Origin of the sequence: Oricola indica, assembly GCF_019966595.1 — a bacterium.
Classification (GTDB): domain Bacteria; phylum Pseudomonadota; class Alphaproteobacteria; order Rhizobiales; family Rhizobiaceae; genus Oricola; species Oricola indica.
This window is the reverse complement of the sequence record NZ_JAINFJ010000013.1, coordinates 29501-50832: the sequence shown is the minus strand read 5'-3', so window position 1 is coordinate 50832 and position 21332 is coordinate 29501. Positions and strand designations below refer to the sequence as shown.

The 21332-nt window shown below is 61.3% G+C and carries 26 protein-coding genes; 9 read left to right on the top strand and 17 right to left on the bottom strand.

Annotated elements, in window-relative coordinates:
* Positions 1-53: 53 nt before the first annotated feature.
* From clpA to LC343_RS21895, 3 genes are all read right to left on the bottom strand, one after another.
* Positions 54-2498 (bottom strand): ATP-dependent Clp protease ATP-binding subunit ClpA, encoded by a 2445-nt coding sequence (gene clpA, locus LC343_RS21905; RefSeq protein WP_223479312.1) that lies wholly within the window; start codon positions 2496-2498, stop codon positions 54-56.
* The gene (gene clpS / locus LC343_RS21900; protein WP_223479311.1) at positions 2498-2851 is read right to left on the bottom strand and encodes an ATP-dependent Clp protease adapter ClpS; all 354 of its coding nucleotides are present in this window, start codon (positions 2849-2851) and stop codon (positions 2498-2500) included. The genes clpA and clpS overlap by 1 nt, the downstream gene beginning before the upstream one ends.
* 187 nt (positions 2852-3038) lie before the next feature.
* A complete protein-coding gene (locus LC343_RS21895; protein WP_223479360.1) occupies positions 3039-3368 on the bottom strand; it encodes a phasin family protein in 330 nt (109 codons plus the stop codon).
* Between the two features lie 305 nt (positions 3369-3673).
* Between LC343_RS21895 and LC343_RS21890 the strand changes: the two genes are divergently transcribed.
* On the top strand, positions 3674-4969 hold the full coding sequence (locus LC343_RS21890) for a serine hydrolase (RefSeq protein ID WP_238484422.1): 1296 nt from the start codon (positions 3674-3676) through the stop codon (positions 4967-4969).
* A 53-nt stretch (positions 4970-5022) separates the two neighbouring features.
* Here the strand turns inward: LC343_RS21890 and LC343_RS21885 are convergent, their stop codons facing one another.
* The 6 genes from LC343_RS21885 to LC343_RS21860 form a co-directional block, all read right to left on the bottom strand.
* Positions 5023-5721 carry a DnaJ domain-containing protein gene (locus tag LC343_RS21885; protein WP_223479309.1) on the bottom strand — a complete coding sequence of 233 codons (699 nt, stop codon included), beginning with the start codon at positions 5719-5721 and terminating at the stop codon, positions 5023-5025.
* Positions 5718-6446 carry a vWA domain-containing protein gene (locus LC343_RS21880; protein WP_223479308.1) on the bottom strand — a complete coding sequence of 243 codons (729 nt, stop codon included), beginning with the start codon at positions 6444-6446 and terminating at the stop codon, positions 5718-5720. Before LC343_RS21880 ends, LC343_RS21885 begins: the two co-directional genes overlap by 4 nt.
* A 56-nt stretch (positions 6447-6502) precedes the next feature.
* Positions 6503-6940: a DUF1489 family protein gene (locus tag LC343_RS21875; protein ID WP_223479307.1), complete on the bottom strand. Its 438-nt coding sequence runs from the start codon at positions 6938-6940 to the stop codon at positions 6503-6505.
* An 85-nt stretch (positions 6941-7025) separates the two neighbouring features.
* Positions 7026-8426: an L-serine ammonia-lyase gene (locus LC343_RS21870; protein WP_223479306.1), complete on the bottom strand. Its 1401-nt coding sequence runs from the start codon at positions 8424-8426 to the stop codon at positions 7026-7028.
* 121 nt (positions 8427-8547) lie between these two features.
* Positions 8548-8691 carry a hypothetical protein gene (locus tag LC343_RS21865; protein WP_223479305.1) on the bottom strand — a complete coding sequence of 48 codons (144 nt, stop codon included), beginning with the start codon at positions 8689-8691 and terminating at the stop codon, positions 8548-8550.
* 248 nt (positions 8692-8939) lie between these two features.
* Complete coding sequence (locus LC343_RS21860) at positions 8940-9737, bottom strand: YdcF family protein (RefSeq protein WP_223479304.1); 798 nt, start codon at positions 9735-9737, stop codon at positions 8940-8942.
* 129 nt (positions 9738-9866) lie between these two features.
* Here LC343_RS21860 and LC343_RS21855 point away from each other — a divergent pair, with 129 nt between their 5' ends.
* Positions 9867-10841, top strand: a complete 975-nt coding sequence (locus LC343_RS21855; RefSeq protein WP_223479303.1) for a heparan-alpha-glucosaminide N-acetyltransferase — start codon at positions 9867-9869, stop codon at positions 10839-10841.
* Entirely contained in the window at positions 10831-11319 is a 489-nt protein-coding gene (locus LC343_RS21850; RefSeq protein WP_223479302.1) for a methyltransferase family protein, read from the top strand. The genes LC343_RS21855 and LC343_RS21850 overlap by 11 nt, the downstream gene beginning before the upstream one ends.
* A gap of 6 nt (positions 11320-11325) precedes the next feature.
* Here LC343_RS21850 and LC343_RS21845 read toward each other — a convergent pair whose 3' ends face one another.
* The 4 genes from LC343_RS21845 to LC343_RS21830 all read right to left on the bottom strand — a co-directional run bounded on the left by LC343_RS21845 (position 11326) and on the right by LC343_RS21830 (position 14093).
* Positions 11326-11712 carry a MerR family transcriptional regulator gene (locus LC343_RS21845; RefSeq protein WP_223479301.1) on the bottom strand — a complete coding sequence of 129 codons (387 nt, stop codon included), beginning with the start codon at positions 11710-11712 and terminating at the stop codon, positions 11326-11328.
* 102 nt (positions 11713-11814) lie between these two features.
* Positions 11815-13227, bottom strand: a complete 1413-nt coding sequence (mgtE, locus tag LC343_RS21840; RefSeq protein ID WP_223479300.1) for a magnesium transporter — start codon at positions 13225-13227, stop codon at positions 11815-11817.
* 118 nt (positions 13228-13345) lie between these two features.
* Complete coding sequence (gene yidD, locus LC343_RS21835; RefSeq protein WP_223479299.1) at positions 13346-13645, bottom strand: membrane protein insertion efficiency factor YidD; 300 nt, start codon at positions 13643-13645, stop codon at positions 13346-13348.
* 4 nt (positions 13646-13649) lie between these two features.
* A complete protein-coding gene (locus tag LC343_RS21830; RefSeq protein WP_223479298.1) occupies positions 13650-14093 on the bottom strand; it encodes an iron-sulfur cluster assembly scaffold protein in 444 nt (147 codons plus the stop codon).
* Positions 14094-14307: 214 nt separating this feature from the next.
* Here LC343_RS21830 and folE point away from each other — a divergent pair, with 214 nt between their 5' ends.
* The 3 genes from folE to LC343_RS21815 all read left to right on the top strand — a co-directional run bounded on the left by folE (position 14308) and on the right by LC343_RS21815 (position 16492).
* Positions 14308-14949 (top strand): GTP cyclohydrolase I FolE, encoded by a 642-nt coding sequence (folE, locus tag LC343_RS21825; RefSeq protein WP_223479297.1) that lies wholly within the window; start codon positions 14308-14310, stop codon positions 14947-14949.
* A gap of 31 nt (positions 14950-14980) precedes the next feature.
* On the top strand, positions 14981-15448 hold the full coding sequence (gene hisI, locus LC343_RS21820; RefSeq protein WP_223479296.1) for a phosphoribosyl-AMP cyclohydrolase: 468 nt from the start codon (positions 14981-14983) through the stop codon (positions 15446-15448).
* Positions 15449-15529: 81 nt separating this feature from the next.
* A complete protein-coding gene (locus LC343_RS21815; RefSeq protein ID WP_223479295.1) occupies positions 15530-16492 on the top strand; it encodes a patatin-like phospholipase family protein in 963 nt (320 codons plus the stop codon).
* On the opposite strand, the gene LC343_RS21810 is transcribed toward LC343_RS21815, so the two are convergent.
* Both LC343_RS21810 and LC343_RS21805 read right to left on the bottom strand, forming a co-directional pair.
* Positions 16493-16924, bottom strand: a complete 432-nt coding sequence (locus LC343_RS21810; RefSeq protein ID WP_223479294.1) for a CBS domain-containing protein — start codon at positions 16922-16924, stop codon at positions 16493-16495.
* Between the two features lie 74 nt (positions 16925-16998).
* The gene (locus LC343_RS21805; RefSeq protein WP_223479293.1) at positions 16999-17739 is read right to left on the bottom strand and encodes a rhomboid family intramembrane serine protease; all 741 of its coding nucleotides are present in this window, start codon (positions 17737-17739) and stop codon (positions 16999-17001) included.
* 308 nt (positions 17740-18047) lie between these two features.
* Here LC343_RS21805 and LC343_RS21800 point away from each other — a divergent pair, with 308 nt between their 5' ends.
* The 3 genes from LC343_RS21800 to LC343_RS21790 all read left to right on the top strand — a co-directional run bounded on the left by LC343_RS21800 (position 18048) and on the right by LC343_RS21790 (position 20261).
* A complete protein-coding gene (locus LC343_RS21800) occupies positions 18048-18695 on the top strand; it encodes a PAS domain-containing protein (RefSeq protein WP_223479292.1) in 648 nt (215 codons plus the stop codon).
* Positions 18696-18813: 118 nt separating this feature from the next.
* Positions 18814-19413, top strand: a complete 600-nt coding sequence (locus LC343_RS21795) for a PilZ domain-containing protein (protein ID WP_223479291.1) — start codon at positions 18814-18816, stop codon at positions 19411-19413.
* 245 nt (positions 19414-19658) lie between these two features.
* Positions 19659-20261: a transglutaminase-like cysteine peptidase gene (locus LC343_RS21790; protein ID WP_223479290.1), complete on the top strand. Its 603-nt coding sequence runs from the start codon at positions 19659-19661 to the stop codon at positions 20259-20261.
* Positions 20262-20358: 97 nt separating this feature from the next.
* Here LC343_RS21790 and LC343_RS21785 read toward each other — a convergent pair whose 3' ends face one another.
* Positions 20359-20901 (bottom strand): gamma carbonic anhydrase family protein, encoded by a 543-nt coding sequence (locus tag LC343_RS21785; protein WP_223479289.1) that lies wholly within the window; start codon positions 20899-20901, stop codon positions 20359-20361.
* Positions 20902-20966: 65 nt separating this feature from the next.
* The gene (locus tag LC343_RS21780; RefSeq protein ID WP_223479288.1) at positions 20967-21272 is read right to left on the bottom strand and encodes a hypothetical protein; all 306 of its coding nucleotides are present in this window, start codon (positions 21270-21272) and stop codon (positions 20967-20969) included.
* Positions 21273-21332: the final 60 nt, after the last annotated feature.

Here is a 21332-nt window from a genome sequence, read left to right as displayed (position 1 = left end):
AACGGGCGGATCGCTCCGCCCGTCATGGCTCTTTCGCTACCGGTAGCTTGTCACTATTTGCGCGGCACTTTCGGCACGGACGGTTTCGACTTCGGCGCGGCGTCCGCTCCGCTGTCTTCGGTCGGCGCCTTCGCGGCCTTGGCCGTTGCCGACTTTTTCGCGGACGGCTTGCGGGCCTGCTTCTTCGGTTTCGGGCGCGGCTCGTCTGCGATCGACTCAAGCTTCAGCTTGGCCTCGCCCATCTCGTCCTTTTCGACCGTCACCTTCACGGTGCCGCCCTTCTTCAGCTTGCCGAACAGGACTTCCTCGGCCAGGGGCTTCTTGATGTGCTCCTGGATGACACGGCCGAGCGGGCGCGCGCCCATCTTCTCGTCATAGCCGCGTTCGGCGAGCCAGCCGATCGCTTCCTTCGAGAGGTCGAAGATGACGCCACGGTCGGACAACTGGGCTTCCAATTGCATGACGAATTTCTCCACCACGCGATGGATGACCGGCACCGGAAGCGGACCGAAGGGCACGATCGCGTCCATCCGGTTGCGGAACTCCGGCGAGAACAGGCGGTTGATTGCCTCGACGTCGTCGCCCTCGCGCTTCACACTGCCGAAGCCGATGGCGTTCTTTGCCATTTCCGACGCGCCCGCATTGGTCGTCATGATGATGATCGTGTTGCGGAAGTCGACCTGCTTGCCGTTGTTGTCGGTCAGCTTCCCGTGATCCATCACCTGCAACAGGATGTTGAACAGGTCCGGATGCGCCTTTTCGATCTCGTCGAGCAGCAACACGCAATGCGGATGCTGATCCACGCCGTCGGTCAGCAGGCCGCCCTGGTCGAAACCGACATAGCCGGGCGGCGCACCGATGAGACGCGAGACAGTGTGGCGCTCCATGTATTCAGACATGTCGAAGCGCAGCAGTTCGACACCGAGCGACATCGCCAGTTGCCGGGCGACCTCGGTCTTGCCGACGCCGGTCGGGCCGGAGAACAGGTAGGAGCCGATCGGCTTCTCCGGTTCGCGCAGGCCCGCGCGCGCCAGCTTGATGGCGGACGCCAGCGATTCGATTGCCAGATCCTGGCCGTAAACGACCCGCTTGAGTTCCTTCTCGAGGTTGGAGAGAACTTCCTCGTCGTCCTTCGAAACGGTTTTCGGCGGAATGCGCGCCATGGTCGCGATCGTCGCCTCGATCTCCTTCACGCCGATGGACTTGCGGCGCTTGTTCTCGGGAAGAAGCATCTGGCTCGCACCGGTTTCATCGACGACGTCGATGGCCTTGTCCGGCAGCTTGCGGTCGTTGATGTAGCGTGCCGACAGTTCCACGGCCGATTTGATCGCATCGTCCGTGTACTTGATCTTGTGGAAGTCCTCGAAATAGGGCTTCAGCCCCTTCATGATCTCGATGGCATCCTCAAGCGACGGCTCGTTGACGTCGATCTTCTGGAACCGGCGAACCAGCGCGCGGTCCTTTTCGAAGAACTGGCGGTATTCCTTGTAGGTGGTCGAACCGATGCATCGGATCGCGCCGGAGGAAAGCGCCGGTTTCAACAGGTTGGACGCGTCCATCGCGCCACCCGACGTTGCGCCCGCACCGATGACCGTGTGGATCTCGTCGATGAACAGGACCGCATGCGGCGTCTCTTCCAGTTCCTTGACGACCTGCTTCAACCGCTCCTCGAAATCCCCGCGATAGCGCGTGCCGGCGAGCAGCGCGCCCATGTCGAGCGAGAAGATCGTGGATTCCGCCAATACTTCCGGCACGTCGCCATCGACAATGCGTTTGGCGAGACCTTCCGCGATCGCCGTCTTTCCGACGCCGGGGTCGCCGACATAGAGCGGGTTGTTCTTGGACCGGCGGCACAGGATCTGGATCGTGCGGTTGACCTCGGCGGTCCGGCCGATCAGCGGATCGATCTTGCCGTTCTGCGCCTTCTCGTTGAGGTTCACGCAATAGGCGCTCAGCGCGTCCTGCTGTTTCTTCTTGCCATCCTCGCCTTCGGTCGCCGCGCCATCCGTACTGGCCTGGTCCTCGGCGCCATCCGGAGGCCGGGTCACCGACGCGCCCGGACGCTTGGCGATCCCGTGCGCGATATAATTGACCGCATCATAGCGGGTCATGTCCTGCTCCTGCAGGAAATAGGCAGCATGGCTTTCGCGCTCCGCGAATATCGCGACAAGCACGTTGGCCCCGGTTACCTCTTCGCGACCCGACGACTGGACATGGATCACGGCGCGCTGGATGACGCGCTGGAAACCCGCCGTCGGCTTGGCGTCCTCGTCATATCCGGTGACGAGGTTTTCCAGTTCGTGGTCGACATAGTCGAGGACGGTCTTGCGCAGCGCTTCGGTATCGACCGAACATGCATCCATCACGGACTTGGCGTCCTGATCGTCGATCAGCGCAAGCAGAAGATGTTCGAGCGTCGCGTATTCATGCTCGCGCTCATTGGCGTAGGTCAGCGCCTGGTGAAGCGACTTTTCGAGGCTGGCGGTGAATGTCGGCATTACTTCTTCTCCATCACGCATTGCAACGGATGCTGGTTCTGCCGGGCAAAATCCATCACCTGCGTCACTTTGGTTTCGGCCACCTCGTATGTGTACACCCCACACTCACCAACACCGTGATTGTGGACATGCAACATGATCCGCGTGGCTTGTTCGCGGTTTTTCTGGAAGAACCTCTCCAGCACGTGAACGACGAATTCCATCGGCGTGTAATCGTCGTTCAGCAGGAGTACGCGGTATAAACTCGGTTTCTTGACCTTCGGCTTGGTGCGCGTGATGACGGCGGTTCCCCGCCCGACGCCCTCGCCGTCCTTGCCCTTGTCGGCCTGCATTCTCTGCGGCGTATTTCTCATTCTAGCCCTGCGGTTTCACAGCTCCGGGACCGGCTGCCCGGACTCGATACTTAGGGATTCATGTGACGATTTTAAGCCCCCTCCGGAGCCGCGCAAGCCGACAAATAGCTACACACAAAACAAACAGGCCCGCGTGATCGCTCACGCGGGCCCTGCATTCGCCATTTTGGCGAAGTGAATGCATCGCTTACTTGGAAGCCGAAGCCATAGCGGTTTCGAACGGCTTGTAGGCTTCCTTGGCGAGATCGGCGTAGAGGTCGCCCATCTTGGTCGCCTCGGCGATGAAGGACTCGTAGGACGACTTCATGTAGTCGGTCTGCACTTCCATCGCCTTTTCGAGCGACTTGGCGCCGGCCAGTTTCTCGAACACGGCAACGCCGTCCTCGTAGGACTTCTTGGAGTAGTCGGCGGCTTCGGTTGCGATGGCCTGCATGCCCTTGGTCATGGCAGCGTAGCCCTTCAGGGAGTTGTCCATCATTTCCTTGCCAACCTTGCTGGCGTCTTCAAACGAATTCATCATGGCGAACCTCAATTGGATTGCGATTGGATTTCGGATCAGTTTCGGGCCTCATCCGGGCTTGCCAACAAGATAGTGTGCACTGCACAATTTTTCAACGGGCAAGTTTGCAGCGCACAAATTTTATTTTGGGACATTTGAAAAAAACTCGACGGACGGCAGTAACTTTCTAGTCACCATAAACGACTTGGTAACGCTGTTCCGGGTACGGTTGCATGAGTTCCGGCTCGTTAGCAGGGCCGCCCCATGTAGCGTAACCACGGGTGTCTCAAGTGTTTTTCAGTAAGTCGCTGTCCCTCCAGAACATGGCGCAAGCGATATCTGCGCTGTTCGTGGCAACTTTCCTCGTCGTGGCGTTCGGCGCCAATGCGCAGGCGAACCCCAAATATGCTTCCTTCGTCATCGACGCGAATACCGGCAAGACGCTTCATTCGCGTTACGCCGATTCGCCGCGCTATCCGGCATCCCTGACGAAGATGATGACGCTCTACATGGTTTTCGAAGCCATGGAACAGGGCAAGATCACCAAGAACACGCGCGTTACCTTTTCGCGTCACGCCGCCTCGATGCAGCCGACGAAGCTCGGCGTGCCGGCAGGCAAAAGCGTCTCCGTGGAAGATGTAATCCTCTCCCTGGTGACGAAGTCCGCCAACGATGCCGCCGCCGCCATCGCCGAGCATCTTGGTGGAACCGAAAGCCATTTCGCGGAAATGATGACGGCCAAGGCGCGCGCGCTCGGGATGTCCAAGACGACGTTCCGCAACGCATCGGGTCTTCCGAATTCGCGCCAGGTCACGACAGCGCGCGACATGGCGACGCTCGGTATCGCGTTGCAGGAGCACTTCCCCCGGCAGTTCAAATATTTCTCCGTCCAGAGCTTCAAGTTCGGCCGCACCACCATGCGCAACCACAACCGGCTCCTCGGTCGGGTCAGCGGCGTCGACGGCATCAAGACCGGCTACACCCGCGCTTCCGGCTTCAATCTCGTTACCTCGGTCCACAAGAACGGGCGCAGCATCGTCGCCGTGGTGATGGGCGGACGGACCGGCGCGTCGCGCAATGCGCATATGCAGGAATTGCTGGCGGCCAATGTGAACAAGGGCTCCAAGCGCAAGCGCGGCATGCTCGTCGCCCGCAGCGGCGGCACGAATTTCGGTAATGCGGCCGTCACCGTCGCGCAGCTCGACGCCGACGATATTCCGCTTCCCGTGAACCCGCTTCGCCCCAGCGACATCGGCACTCCCGTCGCCGCATCCACGGTGACGGCCTATGCCGCCGAGCCTGCCGCGCCGCGCCCTGCTCCGGCCGCCGCTCCGCTTGACACGATCAAGACGGCAGCCACGGCGCCGCGCAGCGGCTGGGTGATCCAGATCGCTTCACTTCCCAGTCAGGGCGAAGCCGTCGACTACCTGCGGACTGCACAGGAGCGCGCTGGTTCGGTTCTCGAGGGCCTCTCGCCTTTCGTGGAGGAGTTCGAGAAGAGCGGCATTCTCTATCACCGCGCCCGCTTCTCCGGCTTCAGCTCGAAGTCGGCTGCATGGTCCGCGTGCAGCGCTCTCAAGAAGTACAAATACTCCTGCCTCGCCTTCGACAATTCGTAAGGCGCGGCCGGGCCGTCTGAAACCGTTTGAATGTGTATCGAGTATCGAAGGGTTCAATCAGTATGATCACGCAGAAGAACGTCGCGCGCTTCGTTAACCCGCTGCGCCAGAAAAGCATTGCCTCCGAGGTCGGGGTGAACGCGCTGCATCAGGCTTCGATGCGCCTTTCGGACCTCAACAGCGGACGCGCCCGGTTCAAGGCCAAGGATCTTGTAGGCCTCCTCATGTGTCATGGGGCCCGTGCCATGCGTGCTTCCATGCCCCGCACCAACGTCCGGATCAGCGTCGTCACGCCAGCCCGGCATTCGGCGGTCAAGATACGCCTCCAGTAATTCGGCGCTTTCGCGGTCGTCTCTGAGGTCGGCCGCGAGATCCATCAGGTCCGCGTCGCTCATCTCGTAGAGCCTGCGCCCCTCGAAACGGCCAACGAGAACCAGTCCGTCCATATCGCCGCTGTCGTGGTCCAGCTCCATTTCAAGCCAGGCCGATCGCACCGTCGATTTTTGTCCTCCGGTCCTCTGCTGACCGATGCGGCGTCGCTGACGGCCGTACCAGGCGACAGCCATCATCACCAAAGGCGCACCGACGCTGATGCGCCCTGCGACACTCAGGATGCCCCCGAGTATGGCCAGCGCTGCCGGCCCCGCGAGGTGCAGGGTACGCGCCACCTGAGCCGGCGATGCCGATGCGAAGAAGTACAGGCCGAGGATCGTGAAGGCGGCAATGCCGACCAAAAGAATCAGTATGGTCATCTCTTGCCTCCATCGCCCGACATCTGTGCGAGCAACAATCTGTCCTCGCGCGACCCTCGGCTTTCGAGCGCCTTGAGACCGCCGGTCGCATAGACCGCGATTGCCGACAGGAGTTTCGACAGAACGGATGCGGCGGAGCGGTCGAATCGGAACCAGCCGCCGCGCGTCACCCGGGCGATTTCCCGAAAGGCGTATTCCGCGGACGGATCATGACCTTCCTGAAAGATGAACACCGGAATGCCATGCAGGCCGAGTTCGCCGGCGGCCTGAACGAGGTCATCGACATTCTCCTCCATCGCATCGCCAATATAGACGAGCGCGTTGATCCGGTTGCGGGAGTGTTCCTTCGCGGTGTGCTTCAAAACTTTCAGGATTTGCGTGTGCCCGCCACGGCATTCGATACGCGACATCATCGAAGCGAGCGTCTTGCCGTCCTCGGCCCATTTCGAGGCGCGGCACTCGCCGAGCCCCCGGAAATAGACAAGCTGCATCAGCAGGCTACCAATATCCGAAACGCTCTCGAACATCTCGGCCTGAATCGAGCAGGCGAGATCCCATGTCGGCTGACGGCTCATCGTTGCGTCGAGCGCAAGGACGATCCGTCCGTTTCCCGTTGCGGATTTTCCGGCGGTCTTCGCCGCCTTGAGGAATGCGGCGATGTCGCCTCGCGATGATTTCGCTTCGGCGATTTTATTGCTTCGTGTTTTCGATACCGACTTGGCCATGGGGAAAATGTGGCGCTTTACCGTCGGGTTGCAAGGCAAATGAGATACATGCGCGATCAGATCAGGCCAAGATCGGCGAGTTCGTTGCGCATGTCCGCGGGCAAGGTTTCCATGCCCTCGTCGTCGCCGTTGATATCGGCCGGCACGTCCTCTGCCTTGTAGTAACGCCATCCCTGGAACGGTCGCTTGGGCTGGGGGCGGGTCAGCACGACCTCGGGATCGAGGACGATCCGGCACCGCGATACCCCCTCGCCATCGACGAAAGGCCGGATATCGGTGATGCGCTGGCGGCACTGAACGCGCCCCTTGATCACCCAGTACAGCGACCCCTCACCGATGATTTCGTCGCCGCGCTTGGGCACCATGCGAGTTGTATGGATGCTTTCCGCCGGCTCGCCCGCCGCGCGTTTTTCGGCGAGGCGAAAATCGATCCAGGCGCGGAGATCGTCAACGCTGTCTGCTCCGACACAAAGCTTGATCAGGTTCAGGGCCATGGCACATGGTTTATTGCGCGCGCGCCGCCGGTCAAGCATGGCAACGATACGTCCACAGGCCAGCACACCAGCGGAAGCGATCCGTTCAGCACTCCACCACGTTGACGGCGAGGCCGCCCTGGCTCGTTTCCTTGTATTTCTCGTTCATGTCGAGGCCGGTTTGCCGCATGGTCTCGACACAGGCATCGAGCGGGACGAAATGCGTGCCATCGCCCTTCAGCGCCAGCGACGCCGCCGTGACGGCTTTTACCGCGGCAAGGGCATTGCGCTCGATGCACGGCACCTGGACGAGCCCCGCTACCGGATCGCAAGTCATGCCGAGATGATGTTCGAGCGCGATCTCGGCAGCGTTTTCCACTTGCTCGGGCGTACCGCCGAGGACTTCGGCAAGCCCGGCTGCCGCCATCGCGGCCGCACTGCCCACCTCACCCTGGCACCCGACCTCCGCTCCGGAGATCGATGCGTTGTGCTTGATCAGCCCACCGATGGCGGCCGAGGTGAGCAGGAAATTGCGGACGTCGTCCGGGCTGGTCAGTTCATGGAACTTGACCATGTATTTTAGAACCGCCGGCACCACGCCCGCCGCACCGTTGGTCGGCGCGGTGACGACGCGACCGCCCGAAGCGTTCTCCTCGTTCACCGCCATGGCGAAAGCGCCGAGCCAGTCATTGGCGAGCATCGGGTTCGGCCGGTTGGATAGCCAGTCGGCCTCCAGTTTCTCGTGAATCTGGCGCGCGCGCCGCTTGACCTTCAAGCCTCCGGGCAGGATGCCCTCGCCGCGCAAACCGCGCTCGATACAGCCGTCCATCGCGCCCCAGACGGCATCGAGCTCAGCGTCAAGCTCGGCGCGGCTGCGCCCGGTTTCCTCGTTGGCGCGCTTCATCGCCGAAATGGACAATCCGCTCTTCTTCGCCATCTTCAGCATCTCGTCGGCAGACGCGAATGGATAGGGCACGTCGCCTTTGCGCGGCTTGCCGGCTTCCGCCTTGACGCGCGCCAGTTCGTCTTCGCTGACGATGAAGCCGCCGCCGATCGAGTAGTAGACCCGGCGCAGCAGCATCTTGCCGTCGGCGTCACGGGCGGAAAACGCCATGCCGTTGGCGTGCCCCGGCAGCGCTTCCTTCCTGTCGAAGACGAGGTCCTCGTTCGGATCGAAGCGGTACGTCGGGTGCCCGTGCGGCGAAACTGACTTTCCGGCCTTCACCATCTCCAGGATGTCGTCCATCGCATCGGGGTCGATCGCGTCGGGCTGATAGCCTGCAAGACCGAGGATCACCGCGCGGTCGGTAGCGTGGCCGACACCGGTGAAGGCGAGCGAGCCATGCAGCGACACCGAAAGCCCGGCGACTTCCGCGCCGGCCGGCCGCGGCCATTCGCCCAGCCGTATCTCGTCGAGAAAACGCACGGCGGCCGACATCGGCCCCATCGTGTGCGAGGAGGAAGGACCGATACCGATTTTGTAGAGTTCGAAGACCGAAAGGAACATCTGCGTTTCTGCTGTTGACGGCAGGAAGCTAGCAGACTGTGACGGCGGCGCGAACCGGGTTCCGACGCGCCTTGGCCGCGTTACGACACAGCCAAGGCGCTTTTTCGAATCCGTGTTCGGATCAAGCCGGTTGCCGCGGGAAGGAAGCGGCTACCTCGGCGACATCATTCATCCCGATCAGGTACACGATGACCATGAAGCAGGCGAAACCAGCAACTGCCCAGGCCGTGGTGCCCCAGCAGGACTTCTGGACGTTTTCATCCATCACTGTTGTCCCCATTTTTGTTCGGCGCGGCGTGCCCGCGCTCTCTCTTGGAGGCGGCCGTCTACACCCGTCCCACCGTCTTCGCAATCGCAAAAAACCAAGGATCAGCCATGCGTCATCCGCAAGGCGAAAGGGGCGATCTCGAATTCCGTCGAGATTTCAATTCGCTGATCGAGCGTGCTAACGCGCTTCCACTTTCGTCTGATATCCTCCCGAAAGCGGGCAATTTCGCCCGGACCGGGCGGGAGTCAACGCGGGAAGAAATCGCTGATTCGCCCCGTTGCCGCGTAGACCGCGAGGCCGATCCACTCGCGGATGGCGAGGTTCGTTTCGACAAGCGCCTCGGTGGGGTCGTCACGGCCGACCGCAAAACTTTCCGTGCCGGCCGTCTTGTAGTCGACCGGCCATGGCACCGGTTCGATACCCTGCACGCGGAACGCGCCAATGGAGCGCGGCATGTGAAATGCGCTCGTGACCAACAGCCAGTCGCCTTCGCCGTATCGCTCCATGACGGCTTTCGACAGCACCGCGTTCTCGTGGGTGTTGAGGGACTTGTCCTCGAGAACAACACGCTCCGACGGGATGCCGAACGAAGCAAAAAATCGTGACGCGATCGCTGCGTCGCCTTCCGTCTGGCCGATCAACGATGCCTCGCCGCCAGAAACGATCACCGGTTTATCCGGGTAGAGCCGCGCGAGACGCAGGGCCTCGACCATCCGGTCTCCGGAAGCGCCGAGTTCGAACCCGCCGCGGATGCGCGTCACGTGACCGTCGAAAGCGCCGCCGAGGACCACGATTCCCGCGATCTCGTCCGAAGCGGGCGGAGTGTCCGGTCGTGCGAACCGGTTCTCCAATGGCTGCAGGAGCAAACGTCCGGCATTGGTTTGCGTCGCGACAAGGGCGAAGCAGAGGCCGAGAAAGGCGAGCCACGCGGCGATGCGGGGCCGCTTGAACAACAGAAGGAGGATAATGCCCGCGAAGATCAGGCAGATCAGTCCGACCGGCTGGATCAGCAGCCACATTGTCTTCGACAGGTAATAGAACATCGTCACATCTTCGATTGGCTAAGCCAGTCTCCGCCATACACTCCTTTCGCGCACCATGCACCGCTTTGCAGCGCGGATTTCTCATGCGATATCTGGTGGCATGACGAACGGTATTGCCCCGATCCGAAAATGACCGATACAGGCACCCGCCCTTCCCGTCGGATCGAATGGATCGACCTCGCGCGCGGCGTCGCGCTCGTCGCGATGGCGATCTACCACTTCAGCTGGGATCTCGAATTTTTCGGCTATCTCGACCCCGGCACGGCCGGCACCGGGCCGCTCAAGTGGTTCGCGCGCAGCATCGCCTCGAGCTTCCTGATCCTTGTCGGCGTCAGTCTCGTCCTCGCGCATGGCAAGGGTATTCGCTGGCGCGGATACGGCAAGAGGCTGGCGATGGTTGCCGCCGCGGCGCTTGCGATTACCGTCGCGACGAGGATCGCGACACCCAGCGCTTATGTGTTCTTCGGCATACTGCACCAGATCGCGGTCGCGAGCGTTCTGGGCCTGCTGTTCCTGCGCTTGCCGGCAATCGCCCTCTTTGTGATCGCCGCTGCATGGATATCCGTTCCATTCTGGGGGAAGACGGAGTTGTTCTCGCATCCCCTGCTTCTCTGGATCGGTCTTTCGCCTTTCCCGCCGCGATCGAACGATTTCGTGCCGGTCTTTCCGTGGTTCGGCGCCGTGTTGACGGGCATGGCGATCGGGCGCCTGCTGATCGGCACGGGAGCGACAGTCTATCTTGCCGACCATCCCCCGCATGGGAACATCGTCACGAGAGCCCTTCGGTTCATCGGCCGGCACAGCCTCGTCACCTATCTCGTCCACCAGCCGGTGCTGATCGCCTGCGTCTATCTGTTTTCCCTCGTCAGCCCGCCAGCCGAGGTGGAACCCGAGGCGGCATTCATCCGCTCTTGCACGCAGACCTGTGTCGAACAGTATTCGGAACAGACCTGCCGAGCGTTCTGCGAATGCGCGGTCGCCGGCCTGAAGGAAGAAGGCTTGTTCGAACGCGTGTTTACGGGTGAAATCAACCAGACAACGGACCCGCGTGTCGCCGACGTTTCGGACCGTTGCTCGCTGGAGGCGAACACCAATGGCAACTGACAACAAAGCCTTTTACGAACGGCCGAACAGGATTCCCTGGCCGCCGATCATCTATGCGATTGCCCTGGTGGCCGGGTGGCTGTTCGGGCGGGCGCTGCCCCTGCCCTGGTTCGGAGGCAATGCGGGCGAGATGCTGTTTGCGGGCGGCGTATTCATGATACTGGCCGCATTGGCGATCGACTTCGCGGCGATGCGCACGATGTATCGCGCGCGCACCACGATCCTGCCCAATCGCAAGTCGGATCACCTGATGACGAAGGGAATCTTCGCGGTGACGCGCAATCCGATCTATGTGGCCAACACCATGCTGGTGATCGGCGCGGGCCTCATTTCGGGCATTGGCTGGTATTTTCCGCTGGCCTTTGTCGCGGCTTACGCGACCCAGAAACTGGCGATCGAGCGCGAGGAAAAACACCTCGAAAGCCATTTCGGCAAGGCGTACCGGGATTACAAGAAACGCGTCAAACGCTGGTTTTGACGGTCGTCAGGACGCGACCCGCAATTCGGCAAGGCGCCCGAGACAGGCCTCTTCGACCTGTTCGAGTTCGGCCAGTGTGTCCTCGATATCCTTGCGCTTCTGGCGCAGTTCCTCACGCTTTTCGGCCGCCTTATTGATAATCGTGCGCAACTGGCCGACCTCGCCCGGCGGCGCCTTGTACATCTGGATGATCTCGCGGATCTCGGCGATGGAGAATCCCAGCCGCTTGCCGCGCAGGATCTGCTTGACGAGTAGACGGTCGGCCGGCCTGAACAGCCTCGTCCGTCCGCGGCGCACCGGATGGATCAGCCCCTCGTCTTCGTAGAAGCGAAGGGTCCGTGTCGAAATCCCGAACTCGCGAGTAAGTTCGGTTATGGTGTAATAGTCCCTCATCCACCGAATCCTTCGGGATCAATGACTTAGCCAGCGCCATCATTGATGCGCCCTTACGTAAAAGTCAAATATCTGCCCGTTCCGCGAGGCGCTGCCCGGCGCTCAAATCCCGAACCACCAGGCGGCCAGCCCCAAAAAGGCAAAGAAACCAACGATGTCGGTCACCGTCGTCACGAACACGCTCGACGCGATCGCCGGGTCCGCACCGAACCGGTTCAACAGCAGCGGAATGAGAATGCCGGCAAGCGCCGCGCAGACCATGTTGACCACCATCGCCACCGCAATCACCCCGCCAAGCGACAGGCTCGAGAACCAGACCGCCGAGACAAGTCCGATCAAGGCCGCGAAGACCACGCCATTGATGAAACCGACGGTCAGCTCGCGCCGGATGATGCGAGACGCGTTGTAAATGTCGATGTCACGCGTCGCCAGCGCGCGGACGGCGACAGTCATGGTCTGCGTTCCGGCGTTGCCACCCATCGAGGCGACGATCGGCATCAGGACGGCGAGCGCCACCATTTCCGAAATCGTCGCGTCGAACAGGCCGATCACCGCCGAAGCGAGGACCGCGGTGCCGAGATTGATCAACAGCCACAGGAAGCGCGACTTCGTCGTCTCGATCACGGTGTCGGACAGTTCCTCGTCACCGACACCGCCGAGGCGTTTCAAATCCTCTTCGGCTTCTTCCTGGATCACGTCGACGACGTCATCGATCGTCAGGATACCGACAAGACGCTCGTTCTCGTCGACGACGGCCGCGGAGAGAAGGTCGTATTGCTCGAAGATCTGCGCCGCTTCTTCCTGGTCCATCTCGGCCGGGATAGCGTGACGCGTCTCGTGCATGATCTCCTCGACCTTGTTCGGTCGCGGCGTGCGCAGAATTCGGTCAAGATCGATCGCGCCGACGAGATGAAAGGTCGGATCGATGACGAATATCTGCGCGAAGGAATGCGGAAGGTCTTCGCTGTCGCGCAGATAGTCGATGGTCTGCCCGACGGACCAGTAAGGCGGCACCGCGACGAACTCCGTCTGCATGCGCCGGCCTGCGCTGTCTTCCGGATAATCGAGCGAGCGACGAAGCCGGATGCGCTCCGTGAACGGGAGCTGGGCGAGGATCTCGGCCTGATCCTCCTCCTCCAGATCCTCCAGAATGTAGACCGCATCATCGGAATCGAGGGTTTGCAGAGCGACGGCGATCTGCTCGTTGGGCAGCGCGTCGATGACGTCGAGGCGCACCGCCTCGTCGACCTCGGTCAGTGCGGAGAAATCGAAGCGGTTGCCGAGCAATGTCGCGAAGCGGCGGCGGGAATCGCTTTCCAGCGTCTCGATCAGGTCGCCGAGTTCGGATTCGTGCAGCCCGGAAACGTCGTCGGCGAGCGCCTCGACATCGGACGCCTGCACATGCGCATCGATGCGATCGAGGAAATCCGCGCGGATCGAGCCATCTTCGCTGTAGATGTCAGCGGAGTAGGACTCGCCGGCCTGCTCGTTCTGTGACGTGTGGGTCTCGGTCACCGATGTGCTCCATCGTGCGGGTGCGCATGACCACAACTAAACGGCTGTTATGAAAATACAATTGCCGCAGGGGCAAACGGAAGGAATTTTCCGACGATTGCCGGACGGCGGCGGGGTGTCAGAGTTTTTCCGGCACGTTGTCGATGCCGCATGTGCCGCCGGGCCCGCAGCGCGCGACGCGCTTCAGGGTCAGCCAGCCCCCGGCCAGCAGGCCGTGGCGGGCGATCGCTTCGTATCCGTATTCCGAACAGGTCGGCATGTGGCGGCAATTGTTGCCGATGAACCCGGACAGCGTCAGCTGGTAAAGCCTGATCAGCGACGTCCCGAGGACACGCCCCGGCGTTTTGCGCCACGGGCCTTGCCAGTTGCGGCTCCGGCGCTTTCGCGGCGCGACGTGATCTGTTTCGTCGGCGCACATGATGTCAGGCCGCGCTCGCCCGTTTCTGTTCGATCTGGTCGAGGGCGTCGACGACAGCATCGAAGACCAGCAGTGTCGATGCGTGTCGGGCCTTGTAGTCCTTGACCGGCATCAGATATTGCAGGTCGGCGAACCGTCCGGTCGGCGCGGGCCCGTCCTGCTTGAGCATGGCGATCATCTGCTCGCGAACATCCCGCAATTCCTTCGCGCTCGCTCCGATGATGCAACGCGCCATGATCGAGGATGACGCCTGACCGAGCGCGCAGGCTTTGACCTCCTGCCCGTAATCCGAAACGACGTCGCCATCCATCTTGAGATCGATCGTCACAGTAGACCCGCACAGCTTGGAGTGCGCCTTCGCCGACGCGTCCGGATCGGTCAGCCGCTCGGTGTGTCCGATATTCCCGGCATAATCCAGTATCTTGGCGTTGTAGATATCGTCGATCACGATCCGCTCCGGGGTTTTTCTCCGCCGTGGCGCCATGACCGCCGCGGGGGCTGTTTTCGCGCCTCATGAAGCATATATATTTTACAAGGCCGCGTGAACAAGGCATACGCCGCGTGCCGTTGACCAAGCGACGGCAAATCCGAATGATCGGAAGTCAGTGGTCCGTTCAACTCGTTCCGGCGTATTCAGACCGGAGCTACGGGAGACACATTTCATGGATGCGATCGTGAACGCCGTTCCGAAAGGCACCGAAGAAGAACAGCGGGACGAAACCCGCCGGCGCCCGACGCGGGAGGAAGCCGAAGCGGCGGTCCGCACGCTGCTGCTCTGGACCGGCGACGATCCCGATCGCGAGGGCCTGCGCGAAACGCCGCGCCGGGTCGTCAATGCCTATCGCGAGATGTTCGCCGGATACGAGATGGACCCGAACGAGGTTCTCGGCCGGACGTTCGAGGAAGTCGCGGGTTACGACGACATGGTCCTCGTCAAGGACATTTCGTTCCACTCGCATTGCGAGCATCACATGGTTCCGATCATCGGCAAGGCGCATGTCGCCTACCTGCCCGACGGTCGGGTTCTCGGCCTTTCAAAGATCGCCCGCGTCGTGGAAATTTTCGCGCAAAGATTGCAGACCCAGGAAGCGATGACGGCTCAGATAGCATCCGCGATCAACGATGCGCTGGCGCCACGCGGCCTGGCGGTCATGATCGAGGCGGAGCACATGTGCATGGCCATGCGCGGCATCCGCAAGCAGGGTTCGACAACGCTGACGACCACATTCACCGGCACCTTCCGCGACGATCCGCAGGAGCAGGTCAGGTTCATTTCGATGGTTCGCGGCGGCGACCGCGCTTGATCGCGGGGTCATCGCAACGTAGAGGCGTTGCATGACCCAGGATCGAGACAACATCTTTGCGCCGCCCGGCTCCAAGGCCGAGCTTGAATCGGGCGAACGCCTTTCCCCCCGCTTTTCCTCCGACGGTTTGATCACAGCCGTCACGGTGGATGCCGCCGACGGCACGGTGCTGATGGTCGCGCATATGAATGCCGAGGCGTTGCAACTGACGCTCGAAACGGGAATCGCCCATTACTGGTCGCGCTCGCGCCAATCCATCTGGAAGAAGGGCGAAACCTCCGGCAACATGCAGACCGTCAGGCAAATCCGGATCGATTGCGACCAGGATTGCGTGTTGCTCAAAGTCGAGACCGCCGGTGACGGCGCGAATTGCCACACCGGCCGGAAAAGCTGCTTCTATCGGACCGTCGAGATGTCGGATGATGGCAAACCACGGCTTGTGCTCGATGAATCAGACGCGCCCCGTTTCGACCCCGGGACTGTCTATGGCAGCAAATAGATACCCTGTTATTCTTCACCGATTTGACACCAATTCGTCGCACAATCCCGGCATCGTTGCTCGAAATATCGAAGTCACGTCATGCAGCTAGCGAACTTTTCCAGGCGCAAGAACGGTGAGGACACCCCAGTCCCGGAAGCTGATCCGCCAAAAACAGAGCGGAAGCAGCACGGTATCGCGCTTGCGCTGGGTGGCGGAGCCGCCCGCGGCTGGGCGCATATCGGCGTTCTCCATGCCCTGGACGAGGTCGGCATCAAGATCGACATGATCGCCGGTACGTCGATCGGCGCGCTGGTCGGCGGCTGCTATCTCGCCGGAAAGCTCGACGAACTCGAAAAATTCGCGCGTTCGCTCTCGCGCCGCCGCATGCTTGGCCTTCTCGACATCCAGTTCGCCGGCAGTGGATTGTTCGGCGGAATGCGCCTCAACCGCGAAATGGAGTCGCATATGCGCGACATCCAGATCGAGGATCTGCCGAAGCCTTTCGTCGCGGTCGCGACCGAAATCGCCACCGGCCACGAGATATGGCTGACCCATGGCGACCTGATCGTCGCGATGCGCGCCTCCTATTCCCTGCCCGGCATTTTCGAGCCGGTCGAATGCAACGGGAAGGTCCTTGTCGACGGCGCGCTGGTCAATCCGGTGCCGGTCTCGGTCTGCCGCGCGCATGAGCAGCCGCGCGTGGTGGCGGTTAACCTGAACTATGACATCTTCGGCAGGTCCGGCGTCGTGAAGCACGGCGTTCCGCGCGCCGAGATGAATGTGCGCGCGACGGATGATACGCCGAGGACATCGCACAAGAAATTACCCGCTCAGACTGTCCGGCTTGGAATATCGGGCGTGATGGTGGAATCCTACAACATCATCCAGGACCGGATATCGCGGGCCCGTCTTGCCGGAGACCCGCCGGACTACGCGCTGCATCCGAGGCTTTCGGAGATCGGCATGGCCGACTTCCATCGTGCCTCGGAAGCCATCGACCAGGGCTATGAGGCAACGATATCGCGGCTGCACGACCTGAGGCGGCTGGCCGAAATGGCCTGATCAGGCCGAAGCGATATAGGAACGGATATCGTCGGCTTCGCGCTGGATATCCTCTATCCGGCGCTTGACGATATCGCCGATGGAAATCACGCCGATCAGCTTGCCGGAACGTTCGACGGGCATGTGCCTGAAGCGGCCTTCCGTCATCAGCTCCATCAATTCGGGGACCGTCGAATCCTCGGTGCATGTCTGCACGCTCGCGGTCATCAGTTCGCTCACCGGCTGTTCCAGCGCGGAAACGCCATTGCTGCGAATGGCGCGTACGATATCGCGCTCCGAAAGAATGCCCAGGATCGCCATCTCCTCCGATGCGACTACCAGCGCGCCCACATTGTACTTGGCAAGCGCATTGACCGCATCCATGCCGGTGGACGCCAGCGGCAGCGTGAAGACCTCGGACCCTTTTTCGGCAAGTATGTTCCTGACCATCATCGCGAACACTCCTTCTCATCCCGCAAACAGAATGCGATGACGTTGCGGTTTTTGCAAGGAAGAGTCCCGTTGGGTCAGCTTCGCCGGTCGAAGAGCGGAACGAGCAGGAAACCAGCCACAAGCCCGCCGATATGCGCTTGCCAGGCGATTCCGGCGCCATCCTGCGCGCCGAACGGATCGACGCCGACGAATATGTTCACGACGACCCAGATCAGCAGGAATGGCAGAACGCCGGGCGTGCGGAGTGTCTGTCGGATGGTCAGTAACGGCCCGTCGAATCCGCGGCGCGGCTCGCGCCGGTTCGCCCGCAACCCGAACCGCGCGGCGGCGCCCATGAACCCGGACACCGCGCCCGAAGCGCCGATGACCGGAATGGCCTCGTTGAAATAGATCACGAGATGCGTCGCCGCAGCCGCTGCGGCTGTCACCACCCAGAACAGTATGCTGCGCCGCCAGCCGATCCTGTAGGCGAGCGGCGATCCGAAAATCGAGAGCCAGACAACGTTGACGCCCAGATGCACCCAATCGCCATGCAGGAATGCATAGGTCACGGGCGAAATCAGCGTCGGCAGATCGAAAGTCAGGACTTCAGGCGAATAGCGCAGCGGGAAAAACGCCGTCTTCACCAGAAGCCACGTGTTCTCGTCATCCGACAACACCATCGTGCGTATGAAATGCACCGCGATGCAGATGGCGGCCAACAGCACGATCGAGCCGTGCAGGTTGAATGCTGGCACCGATCCCCCGGTCCGGTCCGTCGCTTTCGCGCTGCTGGTTTCGTTTGGGGTGGCGTCGGTCTGGGCCGGATCGTTCATGAGCTGCTTTCGCGTTCGTCAGCCCTGATATCGCGTAAAAAGAAAGCCATTCAAGCCCTTGGCTTGAATGGCCCGGTGGAGTCCCCTACCCCAATCCGAAAAGTGTGTGCTGTGGAACCGGCGGCTCCGATACGATCATGTTCGCAAAACGCGCACGCCGCCGCAATCGAAAGACATCATTAACCCTAACAGCGACCCCGAAACCCGGTTGGTCCGGAATTTGCGCCTTTCCAACCGGGACAATGGATGCGGGCTCGCCTGTGCCAAAATGGCACATCGGCGGCCTTCGAATACGGGGACGGTCGGCAATGCGACACAGGGATACGATCGAACTGTACAATTATTGGAACGAGGTGCGTGGCTCTCAGCCTGCTCCGCACCGTTCCGCGATCGCGCCGGCTGGCCTCGGAAGGCTGCTGCCCTCCGTGTTGCTGCTGCAGACGGATGAGAGCGGTGTTCCGGTTTTCCGGCTCGCCGGTTCGCGTCTCTGCACGTTGCGATGCGCGGAACTGAAGGACACGCCCTTTGCACAGCTCTTCGCGCCGGACGATGCAAAGCAGATCGAAAAGGGCCTAAACACGGTCTTGCGGAACGGGTCTCTTGTCGTGTTCGATGTCCAGGCGCTGCGTTCGGCGGGCGCCGGCGTGGCGATGGAGATTGCGCTTCTTCCGATCGACGATGAACGGACTCGCATTCTCGGCATCGCGAGTCTCTTCACCCAGCCCGAATGGCTCGGCATCGTCCCGGCGCGATTCGAGTTGCGCGGAGTTCGTTACATGGATCCCCTCGCCGGCCTTTCCCTGCTGCGAAATCGCCCCTCTGTTCCTGTTCCGCGGCGCCGCGCCAGCGACGCCAAGGAGTCCGCGCACAATCTTCAAGTCATTGCCGGTAAAGGTGAAATCGGGCCAAGGCGAGCGCTTCGGGCGTTTCGTGTAGTCGATGGTGGAAAGAAGTAATAGCGCAGCGGAAAACAGTTTAACGCAAGCGCTCAAATGCGCGCTCCAATAACCTGCCGTTAACCAGAAGAACCCTATTCTCCGGTCGTCCTCGCTATCGAACCGGACCAATCGAAGAATGCTCGGCGCACAGCAACCCGCATCCGACCAAGACCGCCGCCAATACCAACGCGTAAAGGTGATGCTGCATGGCCGTTTGATGCTGTCCGACCGGACGGAGCATCGTTGCCAGGTAGTGGACATGTCTCCCGGCAGCGCTTTCTTCGCGACCGACGCGACCGCAAGGACCGGCGAGCGGGTCATTGCCTATGTCGATCATATCGGCCGGCTCGAGGGCACTGTCGCGCGCGTCCGCGACGACGGCTTCGCACTGGAACTCAATACGACACCGCGCAAGAAAGCCAAGCTCGCCGCGCAGCTGACATGGCTTGCCAACAAGCACGAACTGGATCTCCCGGAGGATCGCCGTCACGAACGTATCCTGCCGCGCAATCCGTCCGGTATTCTCTCCCTCGAAGACGGTCGGCAGTATCGCTGCCGCATTATCGATCTTTCCGTGTCGGGCGCCGCCGTTGAAATCAATGTCCGCCCGGCGCTCGGTACGCAAGTCACGCTCGGCAACATGCGTGGCGAGGTCGTGCGCCATTTCGAGGACGGTATCGCCATCGAGTTCGCCGTCATCCAGCGCCGCGAAACCCTCCAGCAGTATCTCAGCTAAATTCCGTCACCTTCGATTAGCGACACGACGCACCCGTTTCCGGCTGCGTTTCAGCGGCAGGCGTCATGGCCGGTCGCCAGAGGAGAATTCGAAGAAAATTTGAGATAAATACCGCTCAAGTTTAAATCTCCTTTATTCTGTTTTCTATTCAATTATAGCATTTCCTTTCATCAAATCGCCCTGTTGTTCTTGGCGATAACTAAAATAGTTCCTGCCATTGTGCCTTCCATTGGGGAGACGATGGTATGCACAAATTCTGGAACAGCGGGGTTGGACTGGGTGGCGCGGTCACTTCCCGCGTTATCATCGCCGGCATATCGGTAGCGACTGCTGCACCGATGAAGACCGGCCGCATCACGAGCCAGCCAATCGGCCATTACGAGTTCTGCCTTCAGGTACCGGGCGAATGCCGGGCGACCGGCAACGTGGCGCCGGACCGGCTTACGAAGGCCGCCTGGTCAACGATGATCAAGATCAATTCGCGTATCAACACGACGATCGCTCCGCGCACCGACTACGAGATGTGGGGCAAGGAAGAGATCTGGTCTTATCCGGTCAAGTATGGCGACTGCGAGGACTACGTCCTGCTCAAGCGGCATGAACTGATCCGCGCCGGCTTCCACCCGTCGAACCTGCTGATCACGGTGGTGCTTCAGCCAAACGGAGACGGGCACGCGGTGCTCACCGTTCGCACGGATCGCGGCGATTTCATCCTCGACAATCTGGTCACGAAGGTCCTCGACTGGCGAGACACTCGATACCAGTACCTGAAACGCCAGTCCACGGCGAACGCGGGCAAGTGGGTCGATATCATCGATACGCGCCGCAACGTCGCGCAGAACTTCTAGTCAGGAACGAATTCAGAGGTCCCCGGTCGGGTCCCCAAACCATCCCATCCCCAACGACCGGGTCAGGAGCCGGCCATCCTTGATGGTCGGCTCTTTTTTATGTGTCTTCAGAAGCCTGCCGGCTCAGACCGGCCGCGAATCGCCTGGCGTTTTCGACATAGTGATCCGCGGAGTCACGCAGCCGCGCCACGGCATCATCGTCGAGGGTGCGGACGGCCCGGGCCGGCGATCCGATAATCAGACTGTTGTCGGGAAACTCCTTGCCTTCGGTAACCAGCGCGCCTGCACCGACGAGGCTGTTCTTGCCGATCCGCGCGCCGTTGAGCACGATCGCGCCAATACCGATCAGGCTGTTTTCACCGATCGTGCAGCCGTGCAGCATCGCGCGATGGCCGATCGTGCACCCCTCCCCGATATCGAGCGGGAAGCCCATGTCGGTATGCATGACCGTGTGCTCCTGCACATTGGACCGCGCGCCCACCGTGATCCGCTCATTGTCGCCGCGCAGGACACAGCCGAACCAGACGCTCGAATCCTCGCCCAGCGTGACCTTGCCGATCACCGCCGCGTCTTCGGCGATAAATGCCGCGCCGTTTCCCTGTTGATCGGGAACCGTACCGTCGAGATCGTAAGTTGCCATCACGTGTCCTGTCGTACCGTTTCGAAACATCATGGAGACGCCGCCCGGGCGCCAGACGCATCGGATTACAGGAACACTCTCGCGCTTTCCACCGCCACGACGCCCAGCGCGCCGGTCCACAGCAGGATCAGACATGTCAGAAAAGTGACATTCAGCGTTGTATGCAGCGTGCTCGGACGTTCCGCAGATCCGAGCGCACGCACCAGCAGGACAGGCCCGGCGCCGCAAAACACGGCAAACGAGGTCGCCATTCCGTTCCGTGCCAGCGTGTCCCTGTCGAAACCGGGCGTGAAGCCGCCAAAGCCCCGCGCGAGATAAAAGAACGCCAGTGACACTGCCGCCCCCGTGACGAACACCATGAACGCAACCATCGACACCACCCCGGTTTACCGGATGTTTACCATAACGATGTCGAGTGATGCATGATCGAT